Origin of the sequence: Pararhizobium sp. O133 (genome assembly GCF_051669845.1) — a bacterium.
Taxonomy (GTDB): domain Bacteria; phylum Pseudomonadota; class Alphaproteobacteria; order Rhizobiales; family Rhizobiaceae; genus Pararhizobium.
Map to the genome: position 1 here is coordinate 2,494,468 of NZ_CP196426.1, position 12,404 is coordinate 2,506,871.

General features: G+C 62.5%; 9 protein-coding genes. 5 read left to right on the forward strand and 4 right to left on the reverse strand.

All coding sequences use genetic code 11. From position 1 onward, the window contains the following. Positions 1-21 precede the first annotated feature (21 nt). Complete coding sequence (uvrB, locus tag ACST81_RS11925) at positions 22-3,156, reverse strand: excinuclease ABC subunit UvrB (protein WP_438747865.1); 3,135 nt, start codon at positions 3,154-3,156, stop codon at positions 22-24. Positions 3,157-3,402: 246 nt separating this feature from the next. Here uvrB and ACST81_RS11930 point away from each other — a divergent pair, with 246 nt between their 5' ends. Further along, positions 3,403-4,395 (forward strand): hypothetical protein, encoded by a 993-nt coding sequence (locus ACST81_RS11930; RefSeq protein ID WP_438747866.1) that lies wholly within the window; start codon positions 3,403-3,405, stop codon positions 4,393-4,395. A gap of 81 nt (positions 4,396-4,476) precedes the next feature. Here ACST81_RS11930 and ACST81_RS11935 read toward each other — a convergent pair whose 3' ends face one another. Continuing rightward, positions 4,477-5,754 carry a GGDEF domain-containing protein gene (locus tag ACST81_RS11935; protein ID WP_438747867.1) on the reverse strand — a complete coding sequence of 426 codons (1,278 nt, stop codon included), beginning with the start codon at positions 5,752-5,754 and terminating at the stop codon, positions 4,477-4,479. Between the two features lie 310 nt (positions 5,755-6,064). On the opposite strand from ACST81_RS11935, the gene ACST81_RS11940 reads away from it, so the two are divergent. From ACST81_RS11940 to ACST81_RS11950, 3 genes are all read left to right on the forward strand, one after another. Beyond that, entirely contained in the window at positions 6,065-6,418 is a 354-nt protein-coding gene (locus tag ACST81_RS11940; RefSeq protein ID WP_438747868.1) for a DMT family protein, read from the forward strand. A gap of 82 nt (positions 6,419-6,500) precedes the next feature. Further along, positions 6,501-7,985: a DUF1800 domain-containing protein gene (locus ACST81_RS11945; RefSeq protein WP_438747870.1), complete on the forward strand. Its 1,485-nt coding sequence runs from the start codon at positions 6,501-6,503 to the stop codon at positions 7,983-7,985. Between the two features lie 5 nt (positions 7,986-7,990). Then, positions 7,991-9,175: a DUF1501 domain-containing protein gene (locus tag ACST81_RS11950; RefSeq protein ID WP_438747871.1), complete on the forward strand. Its 1,185-nt coding sequence runs from the start codon at positions 7,991-7,993 to the stop codon at positions 9,173-9,175. Between the two features lie 12 nt (positions 9,176-9,187). On the opposite strand, the gene ACST81_RS11955 is transcribed toward ACST81_RS11950, so the two are convergent. Both ACST81_RS11955 and ACST81_RS11960 read right to left on the reverse strand, forming a co-directional pair. Further along, positions 9,188-9,775, reverse strand: a complete 588-nt coding sequence (locus ACST81_RS11955; RefSeq protein WP_438747874.1) for a hypothetical protein — start codon at positions 9,773-9,775, stop codon at positions 9,188-9,190. A gap of 29 nt (positions 9,776-9,804) precedes the next feature. Then, on the reverse strand, positions 9,805-10,185 hold the full coding sequence (locus tag ACST81_RS11960; RefSeq protein ID WP_438747876.1) for an acyl-CoA thioesterase: 381 nt from the start codon (positions 10,183-10,185) through the stop codon (positions 9,805-9,807). Positions 10,186-10,580: 395 nt separating this feature from the next. Between ACST81_RS11960 and ACST81_RS11965 the strand changes: the two genes are divergently transcribed. Beyond that, positions 10,581-12,395 carry a methyl-accepting chemotaxis protein gene (locus tag ACST81_RS11965; protein WP_438747879.1) on the forward strand — a complete coding sequence of 605 codons (1,815 nt, stop codon included), beginning with the start codon at positions 10,581-10,583 and terminating at the stop codon, positions 12,393-12,395. Positions 12,396-12,404 lie beyond the last annotated feature (9 nt).

Here is a 12,404-nt window from a genome sequence, read left to right on the forward strand (position 1 = left end):
ACGCCGGAGTTTGCCGACGGTCTACTGCCCCGGCCGTCCCGTCTTGCCCTTGGTGCGGCCCTTGCGCTTCTGTTCGCCCGGATCCTCGTAGGAGCCGGCGCCGATCTTGCCGCGCAGGAGGGGGCGGGGGTCGTCGGTGGATCCTCGGGTCAGGCCCGAGGATGACGGAGTGGGGGATAAGTCCTTTTCCGGCTGGCCTTCCAGGAGCGGGGAGAAGCGTTTGCTCGCCTTGGCGGCGTCGGGCTTGTCTGGCAGGGCGCCCTTGGTGTTGACCGGCTTTTCGGTGCGGCCGACGGTCATTTCGTCCAGGGTGTTCTTGCGGAACAGGGATTTGCCGGCGGGCGTGGCGACGTCGCGGCCCATGTCGTCGAGGGCGGGTTTGGTGAAGAGGGAACGGCCTGGCTGATCTCCCCCCTTGTGGGGGAGATGGCCCGAAGGGTCAGAGGGGGGTACTGCGGCAGACTCGGAGGTTGGGGTGGCACCCCCCTCTGTCAGCTTTGCTGACATCTCCCCCACAAGGGGGGAGATCCGGCCGGAGTTTGTGGCTTTCCCCTCCCCAACCCTCCCCACAGGGGGGAGGGAGTCGACGGAGGATGCCGCAGCCTTCTTCTTGCCGGCCCCTTCCATAGCCCGCGCTTCTTGCCGTGCCATCGGGTCGTCCATGACGGCGAGTTCGGCGGCTTTCAGGCGTTTGATTTCGTCGCGGAGGCGAGCGGCGGTTTCGAAGTCGAGGTCGGCGGCGGCGTTGCGCATCTGTTTTTCGAGCGCTTCGAGATGGGCGGCGAGGTTGTTGCCGACCAGGCTGGTGATGCCGCCCTTGACGCCCTTGATGCCGATATCGGCGCGGACATGGTCCTTTTCGTAGACACTGTCGAGGATGTCGGAAATCTTGGCCTTGACCGATTCCGGGGTGATGCCGTGGGCCTCGTTGTAGGCCACCTGCTTTTCGCGGCGGCGGGAGGTTTCCTCCATGGCGCGCTGCATCGAGCCGGTGATCTGGTCGGCATAGAGGATGACCTTGCCATCGACGTTTCGCGCGGCGCGGCCGATGGTCTGGACCAGCGAGGTTTCCGAGCGCAAAAAGCCTTCCTTGTCGGCATCGAGGATGGCGACGAAGCCGCATTCGGGAATGTCGAGGCCTTCGCGCAGCAGGTTGATGCCGACCAGCACGTCGAAGGCGCCGAGACGCAGGTCGCGGATGATCTCGATGCGCTCCAGCGTGTCGATGTCCGAATGCATATAGCGAACGCGAACACCCTGTTCGTGCAGATATTCCGTGAGGTCTTCGGCCATGCGCTTGGTCAGCACGGTGACGAGGGTGCGGTAGCCGGCCTGGGCTGTTTCCCGGATTTCGCCCAACACGTCGTCGACCTGGGTTTTCGCCGAGCGGACCTCGACGGGCGGATCGATCAGGCCCGTGGGGCGGATGACCTGTTCGGCAAAGACGCCGCCGGACTGTTCCAGCTCCCAAGCGGCCGGGGTGGCAGAGACGGCGATCGTATCGGGGCGCATGGCGTCCCATTCCTCGAAGCGCAGCGGCCGGTTGTCCATGCAGGAGGGCAGGCGGAAACCGTATTCGGCCAGCGTCGCCTTGCGGCGGAAGTCGCCGCGATACATGCCGCCGATCTGGCTGACGGAGACATGGCTTTCGTCGATGAACAGCAGGGCGTTGTCGGGGATATATTCGAACAGGGTCGGCGGCGGCTCGCCGGGCTGGCGGCCGGTGAGGTAACGCGAATAGTTCTCGATGCCGGCGCAGGAGCCGGTGGCTTCCAGCATCTCGACATCGTAGCGGGTGCGCTGCTCCAGCCGCTGGGCTTCGAGCAGGCGGCCGCCCTTTTCCAGCTCGGCCAGGCGGAGTTTCAGCTCCTCCTTGATCGACTTGATCGCCTGATTGAGCGTCGGGCGCGGCGTGACATAGTGGGAATTGGCGTAGATTTTGACGCTCTTCAGATCGTCGGTCTTCTGGCCGGTCAGCGGGTCGAACTCGGTGATCGAATCGATCTCGTCGCCGAACATCGAGATCCGCCAGGCGGCGTCTTCCAGGTGGGCCGGAAAGATTTCAATCGTGTCGCCTCGGACGCGGAACGAACCGCGCTGGAAATCCATGTCGCGGCGCTTGTATTGCTGGGCGACGAGGTCGGCGAGCAGCTGGCGCTGGTCGAGCCGGTCGCCGACTGTCATCTGGAAGGTCATGGCGGTATAGGTCTCGACCGAGCCGATACCGTAGATGCATGAGACGGAGGCAACGATGATGACGTCGTCGCGCTCAATCAGCGAGCGGGTGGCCGAGTGGCGCATGCGGTCGATCTGTTCGTTGATCGACGATTCCTTCTCGATGAAGGTATCCGAGCGCGGCACATAGGCTTCCGGCTGGTAGTAGTCGTAGTAGGAGACGAAATATTCGACCGCATTGTCGGGGAAGAAGTTCTTGAACTCGGAATAGAGCTGCGCCGCCAGCGTCTTGTTCGGCGCCAGGATGACGGCGGGGCGCTGGGTGGCCTCGATCACCTTGGCCATGGTAAACGTCTTGCCGGAGCCGGTGACGCCGAGCAGAACCTGGGAGCGGTCGCCGTTGTTCAGGCCCTCGACGAGATCCTTGATGGCGGTCGGCTGGTCGCCGGCGGGCTCGAAATCGGCCTTCATCACGATCTGGATGCCGCCCTCGGACTTTTCCGGCCGGGCGGGCCGATGCGGCGTCCAGAGTTTGCCGTCCTTGAACAGCGGGTTGCCGCTCTCGATCAGCGCGGACAGGGCCTCGACGGTCGCGGTGACGCTGCCGGACGCCAGCGTGCCGGCCTCCTCGAGCGAGACGTCGAGGCCGGAGACCGGATTGAGGCCGGCGGCGGCGCGGGTCTTGGGATCGGTGCTGCCGCCCATCGAGGTGCCGCGGCCCGACCGGCTGGCGGTGACGCCGTCGCCACCCTTGGCCGTTTTTGCCTTCTGGGCTGCGATCTCGACCGTCTTGCGGTGCTTGCCGGCCTTGGAAGCGACGTCATGGCGGGTCTCGATCGTCTCGGCCTCGGCCATGCGCTGCAGTTCCTCGGCCCAGTCGGCGACGTTGGAAGACAGGGGGGAGCCTTCGAACGAGGCCTGCGGGGCTTCCTCGAAGCCGTCAGGGTCGGGGCGGAGGGATTTTTTCGGTGCTTTCGACATGGTCGGAATATGGAGAGAGTCCGGCCGAAAGTGAAGGGGTGCATGAGTACAAAAAGGCAACGGGGTAGTGGCCTGCTGCCAGTTTTTGTCATGAATTGCGGGCCGGCGTCACAGCCCGGCTCGTTCGGCGCCGCCATCGAACGAACAAGCTGTTCTGAACGCCCGGCTGTCATGTTAGCATGGCCGCATAAGCGCTGCCGCGAATATTCCGGACAGCATGGCCGTCCTTGAACAGGAGGTGTGTTCATGAGCGATCAGGCATTCGATGTCGCCAGGGTGATGCCGGACGAGGCTGCGCTGGCGTCGGTGCGCACGGCGATCGGCGACTACAACGATGCGCGGCCAGGCCTCGAGCGAGCGATGGAATGGCGGCTGACGATTGTCATGGGCATCTACGCCGTCGTTGCCGTGGTGGTTTTCTTCATGCTGGTCAAGGAGATCGGTTGGGGCGAGGGGCTGGGCGTGGTGATCGCCATCCTGTTCGGCATCGGCTGGGGGCTTTACAATTTCTGCATGAAGCCGGTCCGGGATTTCCAGCAGAACCTGCGCAACCGCATGCTGCCGCTGATCTTCGGCTTCGTCGAGGAGATGCGCTATACGAAGGGCCTTGTCCCGCGCTTCATGGAGAAGTTTCCGAAGTGGGCGCTGCTGAAATACGGCGTGGCGGAGCATGACGACGCGATCTCGGGACAGCATGACGGCATGCATTTCATGCTGTCGGAAGCGGAACTGAAGACCGGCGGCAAGAACAAGACGACGCTGTTCGACGGTGTGATTTTCCATTTCTATCTCGACCGGCCATTTCCGGGCATCCTGGCGGCGGCCAAGCGGCCGACCGGCATGCAGAAATTGGCACGGGAACTGTTCGGAACGGGTGACCTGCGCATCATCGAGAGCGGCGACCCCACGATCGACGCGACGCATGAATTCCGCACCGACAACACGACGGCCGCGCGACCCCTGATCGAGGGGCCGCTGGTCAAGGCGCTCGATTATCTCTCTGACGTCTGGCGCGACGATGTCGTGCGCATTGCGCTCTCCAGCCATGAATGCTTCCTGCTGGTGCCGACCAAGAGGAACTTCTTCGAACTGCCCGACATTGCGCATGACATCGATTTCGACCGGCATGTATCATCGATGATCCGGGATCTGGTGACACTGCTGGTCACCGCGCGTCTCGTGAGCCGGATCGGGATCGAGGAAGCGGCGAAAGCGCAGCACGACGCGGGGGTGAATTGAGAGAGGGCATCACCCGGCCCGGTCATCGCTCCTCGAAGGGGTGCTATCCGTGACCCATCGTGAAACTGTTCGCGACCGGCTTCAGGACCCGATATCCGGCGCATAAACCACCACCCGGTTGCGCCCGCTTTCCTTCGCCCGATAGAGCGCCACGTCGGCGCGCTTTTGCAGGCGCTCCGCCGACACGGCTTCGGAATTTTGCGCCAGCACCGCCACGCCGATGCTGACGGTTACATAGGGGATGACGCTGGATGCGGGATTGGGAAGCGCCGCGGCTTCTATCTCGCTGCGAATTCTCTCGGAGACGACCCTCGCCGCCTGTTCATCCGCACCCGGCAACAGAATCAGGAATTCCTCTCCGCCATAGCGGGAGACCTGATCGATCCCGTCTCGCAGACAAGCGCGAATGAGCTTCGCGACCGCGACCAGACACCGGTCTCCCTCGGCATGTCCGAGAGTGTCGTTGAGCCGCTTGAAATGATCGATATCGCACATCAGGATCGCGACGCCCTTTCCGTTCCCGATATTGTCGGTCCAGAAGGCGTGGAGCGATTGTCCCATGGAACGCCGGTTGGCAACCCCGGTCAGGGGATCGGTTCCGGCGAGACGTTCAAGTTGCGTATTCGCGTCGGTGAGATCCGCGAGACGATTGCGATCCCGCAATTCCAGCAGGAACGTCTTGTGCGCGAGGATATTGGCAGTCCGCCGCGCGACGACTGTCGCGAGCACGCCGATCGAGAAGAACAGCGTGTCCGAAAGGGCGCTGCCGGTCCCGATTGCCGGATTTTGGAGTTGAAACACGAGGCAGAGCCCAATCGAAAAAACGGCGGTCGCCACCGCGAATATGAGCGGAAGGGGAAATATGATGATGGCCGTCACCGCGACGAAAAGCATGATCGTCAAGTGCCGCTCGTAAAATTCCGCGCCGGCATGGACGCCTAGCTGGGCCAGGCAAAGGAGGATGACAAACAGGCCCGAAAGAGCCGTAAGTCTTCGCTTGCGCAGGGATACAGGTCTGGTGAAAGCCACTGCTGTCGCAAGAGCGACCGGCGGAACGATCGCTGCAGGAAGAATCATCGACGTGACTGTCTCTGCCGGGAGCAGGATGGCATTCATGCCCAGCGTCAGGATATCGATGACAGCGACCCAAATCAGCCAAGCGCGGATGATCTTGGAAGCCTGTGGCCACGACCGTTGCCGAAAAAGTTCGGCCAGTTCCTTGTTGAGGCGAATATCACGCGTACGACCGGCGAGTTGTCGCTCGACCTCGGCCGCCAGGGCAGGGCTCAGTTGTTGGGGTGTGTTCAGCGATGCCACCGGTGCCGGCATGACGAGGTTCGCATTGTTCTTCACGTCCATTGTTCAGAATTAACACATGGAGATAGGTCTGGGCGATCTCTGTTCCAGTAACGTAATTGCATCGTTTTGCCTGTTTCGATCTGAAACACCATAAAAGGGTGGAAAAAGTGCCGATGGCATGCGTGCATGCCGGACGCCCAAGTCATGACTGGACCGATGACCGGCACCGCGCTGGCTGCACGGGCCATTCATCAAGGCTCGCTGATCACGCATGCGATCTGCTCGCCATCCCCCACGAATTCCAGCTTGAACTCGCGGCGGACGGAGGTACATGCTTCGCTCCATCCACCTCGTCTCCCAAGGATTCGTTATGCCATTTTCCCTGAACGCGGCCGCCGTCTGGCCGATCCTGCTGCTGCTGCTGTCCAACGTCTTCATGACTTTCGCGTGGTACGGGCATCTGAAATATACGTCCTCACCGCTCTACATGGCCATCATCGCAAGCTGGGGCATTGCCTTCTTCGAGTATTGCCTGGCGGTGCCGGCCAATCGGATCGGCCACGAGGTCTATACGGCGGCGCAACTGAAGACGATGCAGGAAGTCATCACGCTGGTGGTTTTTGCCGGCTTTTCGGTGTTCTGGTTGAAGGAGTCGCTGACCTGGAACCATGCCATCGGTTTCTGCCTGATCGCCGGCGGCGCGGCTTTCGTTTTCAAAGGTTAAATTTCCGCAAGGTTTCGGTTGATCCGCAGAATTGCCACAAGCACTCTTTACGCCTGACCGGGATGAATGAGGGCAGGGGCCGATGAGTCTGACGTTTTCAACCATGGCGGCGATACGCTTCGGCACGGGCTTTCGGCCGGGGCAGATGCCGCCTGAGAATGTCGAGGACATCCTCATGCAGCTCGATGCCGGGCTTCGCGCGCCTCCCGTTTTTCCGGCGGGCGGACTTGCCGCCGGGCGGCAGCGGATTTCCGATGCGGTCGTCGAACTGGCAGCCCTGCGGGAGTTCAACAAGACCGTCGATGATGTCACCAAGCGGCGGTACCGCATCCGCTTCCTGACTGGCCTGAACAATACGCTGGCGGCTGACGAGCATGCCCGTTTCATGCAGGCCGTATTGTCGCCGAACGGCTTCAACGAGCGGCTGGCTTCGTTCTGGCTCAATCATTTCAGCGTCAGCTCCCGCAAGGAGGATTTTGCGCGGCTGCTGGTGCCGGTCTACGAGGCCGAGGCGATCCGGCCCCATATGGCCGGCCGCTTTGCCGATCTGGTCAAGGCGGCGGTGCTGCATCCGGCCATGCTGATCTATCTCGATCAGGTAAAATCCTTCGGGCCGTCCTCGCCGCAGGGGATGAAGCGCAAGACCGGGCTCAACGAGAATCTCGGCCGCGAACTGCTGGAACTGCATACGCTCGGCGCGGGCAGTGGCTATGACCAATCGGATGTGCGCAACGCCGCCTTCATCCTGACCGGCATGACTGTCGATCGCAGGACGTATCGGGCGCGCTATGCGGTAAACATGGCGGAGCCCGGCGAGCGCATGGTGTTCGGCAAGACCTATGGCGGCGGCGGGCGCGGGCAGCGCGAAATCGGCGCGATGATCGAGGATCTCGTCGCTGCGCCTGAGACACGCAAGCATATCTGTCACAAGATCGCCCGGCATTTCCTCGCCGATACGCCTCCAGTGGACGTGGTGGATGCGATGACGACCGCGTGGCAGCGCAACGATGGCGACCTGACCGCCGTCTATGCCGCCATGCTGAAGCATCCGGCAAGCTGGCACGATGAGGGACAGAAGGCCAAACTACCGTTCGACTATATCGTTTCCGGTCTGCGGGCGCTGGAAACCGACGAGGATGCCATGCGTGACCTGGGCCTCAGCAAACCAAAGCCGACGATACCCGCGGCGGACGAGGCGATGGCATCGGCGTCGCAAGAGAATGCAGATCCGATGCTGGCCGACCCCGAGGTCCGCAAGGTGCGGCCCAATCCCCTGACCGTGCAGGCCGTCGCTCGCCTCGGCCAGCCGGTCTGGCGGCCGCCGAGCCCGGCCGGATTCGACGACGGTTTTGCCGCCTGGATCGCCGGCGGGCCGCTTGCCGACCGGATTGCCTGGGCACGGCTGGCGGCAACGAAGCTCGGTGGGGATATCGATCCGCGCGACTTCCTGCGCGACACCCTGCGGGATGCCGCCCGGCAGGACACGATCGACATCGTCTCGAAGGCGCCCAACCGGCAGATGGGGCTGGCGCTGGTGCTGGCGTCGCCGGAATTCAACAGGAGATAGGCCCGATGGAGAACAAGGACCGGATGACGATCAGCCGCCGCGCTTTCCTGACCTCGGCCTGCTGCGCGGCCGCCGCGCCGCTGATGACATCGATGACGCTGGCCGCAGCACCCGGCGACAAGCGGCTGATCACCATCGTCCTGCGCGGCGCCATGGACGGGCTGCATCTGGTCCAGCCCTACGGCGATCCGTTGTTGCAGCGCCATCGCCCGACCCTGGCGATGACGCCGGATACGGGCCTGATCGATCTCGACGGGTTCTATGGATTGAACCCGCATGCGAAGGACCTGCTGCCGCTGTGGAAGCGCGGCGAACTGACCTTCGTGCAATCGATCTCGACGCCCTACCGCGACGCTCGCAGCCATTTCGACGGGCAGGACGTCCTGGAAAATGGCGGCATCAGCGTCGGCGACGAAAAGACCGGCTGGCTGAACCGGGCGCTGTCAACCATTCCCTCGGTCTCGTCGCGCAAGGCAATCGATGTCAACAGTTCGGCCGAACTGCTGCTGTCGGGCACGAACGATGTCGAGGTCTGGTCGCCGCGAACCGATCTGGCGATGCAGACGGACGAGCGGAACTTCTTCGAGCGGCTCTATCGCAACGATCCGCCGTTCGCCAAGGCGATGGCGGACGCCGGTATCACGGATTTTTCCGCCGATGCCCTCTACGCCGACGTCAAGCGCGGCGCGCGAGCCGCCGACGTGGCGCGGCTGGCGGCGGGCATGCTGATGCAGGACTACCGCATCGCCAGCTTCTCGATCACCGGGTGGGACACACATGCCGGCCAGAAGAATGCTTTTAGGGCGCCGGCGACGGAACTGATGACTGCGATCCAGACGATCCGCCAGACCCTGTCGCCGGATGTCTGGCGCCAGACGATCGTCGTCGCCATCACCGAATTCGGCCGCACCGTGCACGAAAACGGCTCCGGCGGCACCGACCACGGCACCGGCGGCATGGCCGTGATCGCCGGCGGCGGCATCGACGGCGGCAAGGTGATCGGCCGCTGGCCGGGGCTCGATGAGGCGAGCCTGCTCAACGGCCGCGACCTGATGCCGACCGGCGACGTGCGCGAACTGGCGGCGGCGATGCTATACCGTCAGTTCGATATCTCGGCGGACAGCCTGACCGGCACGATCTTCCCCGGCCTCGATTTCAACCGGTCGTCGATCTATCTCAAGTCGGTGTAGCGGGCTCGCCATTCAGTCCAGGAGATCGAAGGCGCGGAAAATCCAGATGAGTTGGTAGGCGAGGCCGGCCGTCAGGAAGACGGCGTGGAAGCGGCGGTTCGGGGTGATCGCGGCGATGATGCACAGCGCGATATAGGCGGCGTTGCGTAGCGGATATTCCAGCCCGTAGGACAGGAAATAGGCCTTGCCCTTCAACGCGGTGTCGATGAGGTCGAGGGCGTAGGCGAGCGCAAGGAAGCCGAAGAACCAGGCGCGGCGCGACATAAAATAGTGTTCGTAACCGCTGTAATCCTCCATGGTCGTCGGAAACAGCAGGACACACAGAAAGAAGAAGATGCAGCAATAGGCGATGACGAACAGATAAACGCTGAAATCGATCACCGGCACCATATGCAGCCGGTATTCCCACCACCAGAAATAGATCAGGTACAGGAACATGAAAAGCACCCAGCCGAGGTGCAGCCAGTAGATCCTGGTCTTGCCAGGATGCTGGACGAAGATGGCGAGTCCGCTCAGCAGCCGCGCCATCGAAAGACTGATGACCATGCCCATGACGACGCGGATATGGGAGAAGATCTGCGGATCGACGAGCTGTTCCATCGCTAGGCTCCCTTGTTACCGGGCTGGGTTCACGCCTCGGGTGGAACCGGCTTCGGATGGCCGTTCTCGTCGAGCGCCACCATGACGAATAGTGCGTCGGTGACCTTGTCCATGCGGTCCGACAGATAGCGCTGGGCCCAGGCTTCGACCTTCAGCGTCATCGACGTGCGGCCGACCTTGACGACATCGGTATAGATGCAGAGGGTATCGCCGATCTTCACCGGCATTTCGAAGGCCATTTCCTTGACTGCGGCGGTGACGACGCGGCCACGGGCGCGCTCGGCGGCGCGGATGCCGCAGGACAGGTCCATCTGCGCCATGACCCAGCCGCCAAAGATGTCGCCGGCGGCATTGGCATCAGCCGGCATGGCGAGGGTGCGCAAGGTCAGGTCGCCATTCGGCTTGGTCATGTCCATCGTCTCCATTCGAATCCGATGTAACCCGAGGGGACGGGATCGGAAAAGACCCTACAGCGCCGCGCGTCAAATATGACGCGCAAAGGTCGCTGTAGCACTTTCAATATGCTGCTCAATTTTATCCTTAAATTGATTGTGATTTAAGGAATTATGCTGCAGGCGGAAATATCCGCCGGTAGCGGGTACCGATGATCACACCGGGCAAGATAGGGATTCCACGTTTCGCGACAACTTCCGATGCGTGGCGCCTAAAGGCGAATGTATCCCTGGATTGAACCTTAACGGAAGGTAAGCGAAAACACATCAATTTTAGCAGTCTTCCGTTAGGAAGTTGGCAAATTCCGCTCCGTATCTTTCGCCTTACGAAGATTTGAGGGGGATTGGGCTTAATGAAACATTTCCGCATTTCCGTGCGCCTTTATGCGCTGGTGGCCTTGGCGCTTGTGACCATGGCCGCCGTCATGACGCTCGGCCTGTTCCAAGAGCAGGACAAACTCGTGGCACAGCGCAAGGCCATGCTCGAAGCCATGAACGAGAACGCGGTGACCGTTTTCGAGGCTTATTACAAGCAGCAGCAAGCCGGCACGCTCAGCCAAGCGGATGCGCAGGCGCGCGCCATCGAGGCCATCAGCGCGATGCGCTATCAGGACAGCGGGTATTTCTGGATCAATGACATGCATCCGAACATGGTGATGCATCCGATCAAGCCGGCGATGAACGGCACCGATCTGACGGAAAACAAGGATCCGAACGGCAAACATCTGTTCGTCGAATTCGCCAATACGGTGAAGGCTTCCGGCAAGGGTTTTGTCGATTACTACTGGCCGAAGCCCGGCGCCGAGGAGCCTGTATTGAAATATTCGCATGTGGCCGGCTTCAAGCCATGGGGCTGGGTGGTCGGCACCGGCGTCTATGCGGACGACCTGGCGGCCATGTTCCGCGAGGGACTGATCCAGGTCGCGGTCATCTGTGGTGTCGCGGCTCTCATCATCCTGCTTGCCGCCTTCTCGATCGTGCGCAGCGTCGTCGGCCCTGTCGAGCGCCTGAAGGCTTCGATGCGTGCCATTGCCGACGAAGATGTTTCCGGCGATGTTCCCGAGACCGACCGCAAGGACGAGATCGGCCAGATGGCCGGCGTGCTGGTGGTTCTGCGCGACTCGGTCAAGGAGCGCATCGGCTTGCGTGAACGTGAAGCCGAGCAGCAGAACCGTCTCGACGACGAACGCCGCAGCAACGAAAATCGCCTGCAATCCGGCGCCCAGGCGCAGGCCGAAGCCATGGCCACGGTCGGCGGTGCGCTCGAAAAGCTCGCGAGCGGCGACCTGACGGCGGAAATCAGCCGCATCGCGCCGGAATATTCCAAGCTGCGCGACGACTTCAATACGGCGGTCAACGCGCTGCGTGGCGTCATCCAGTCGATCGCTCAATCGACCGAAGTGGTGTACGAAAGCGCCGGTGACATTTCGGAAGCGGCCAACAACCTGTCGCGCCGGACCGAACAGCAGGCCGCAGCACTCGAGGAGACGGCCGCGGCCCTCGACGAAATCACCTCGACGGTGAAGAGCGCCTCCGAACGGGCTTCCGAAGCGCGCGAAATGGTCAACGAGACCAAGGGAAGCGCTGCCAGGTCCGGCGACATCGTCCGCAACGCGGTCGCCGCCATGAGCCGGATCGAAGGTTCATCGACCAAGATCAGCCAGATCATCGGCGTGATCGACGAGATCGCCTTCCAGACCAACCTTCTGGCGCTCAACGCCGGCGTCGAGGCGGCCCGTGCCGGTGAAGCCGGTCGAGGCTTCGCGGTCGTGGCGCAGGAAGTGCGCGAACTGGCGCAACGTTCCGCCGGTGCGGCCAAGGAGATCAAGGAATTGATCCGCAACTCCGCTACCGAAGTCGAGACCGGCGTGTCGCTGGTGCGCTCGACCGGCGATGCGCTGATGGAGATCGAAGGTCTGGTCAACCGCGTCAACGAGCATGTCGCCTCGATCGCGACGGCGGCCCGCGAACAGGCGACAGGCTTGGCCGAGGTCAACACCGCCGTCAACAGCATGGACCAGATGACCCAGCAGAACGCCGCGATGGTCGAGGAGACCACGGCGGCGAGCCAGACGCTGGCGCAGGAAAGCCGCGAGTTGAAGAGCCTGCTGCAGACCTTCCGGCTCTCCGGCGACCCAAGCCAGAAGGGCTACAGCCGCGCAGCCTGATCATTCAAA

Coding starts and splice junctions, on each gene's coding strand:
- ACST81_RS11960 (WP_438747876.1), bottom strand. CDS start 10,185: ATGACCAAGCCGAATGGCGACCTGACCTTGCGCACCCTCGCCATGCCG.
- ACST81_RS11935 (WP_438747867.1), bottom strand. CDS start 5,754: ATGGACGTGAAGAACAATGCGAACCTCGTCATGCCGGCACCGGTGGCA.
- ACST81_RS11940 (WP_438747868.1), top strand. CDS start 6,065: ATGCCATTTTCCCTGAACGCGGCCGCCGTCTGGCCGATCCTGCTGCTG.
- ACST81_RS11955 (WP_438747874.1), bottom strand. CDS start 9,775: ATGGAACAGCTCGTCGATCCGCAGATCTTCTCCCATATCCGCGTCGTC.
- ACST81_RS11965 (WP_438747879.1), top strand. CDS start 10,581: ATGAAACATTTCCGCATTTCCGTGCGCCTTTATGCGCTGGTGGCCTTG.
- ACST81_RS11930 (WP_438747866.1), top strand. CDS start 3,403: ATGAGCGATCAGGCATTCGATGTCGCCAGGGTGATGCCGGACGAGGCT.
- ACST81_RS11945 (WP_438747870.1), top strand. CDS start 6,501: ATGAGTCTGACGTTTTCAACCATGGCGGCGATACGCTTCGGCACGGGC.
- ACST81_RS11950 (WP_438747871.1), top strand. CDS start 7,991: ATGGAGAACAAGGACCGGATGACGATCAGCCGCCGCGCTTTCCTGACC.
- uvrB (WP_438747865.1), bottom strand. CDS start 3,156: ATGTCGAAAGCACCGAAAAAATCCCTCCGCCCCGACCCTGACGGCTTC.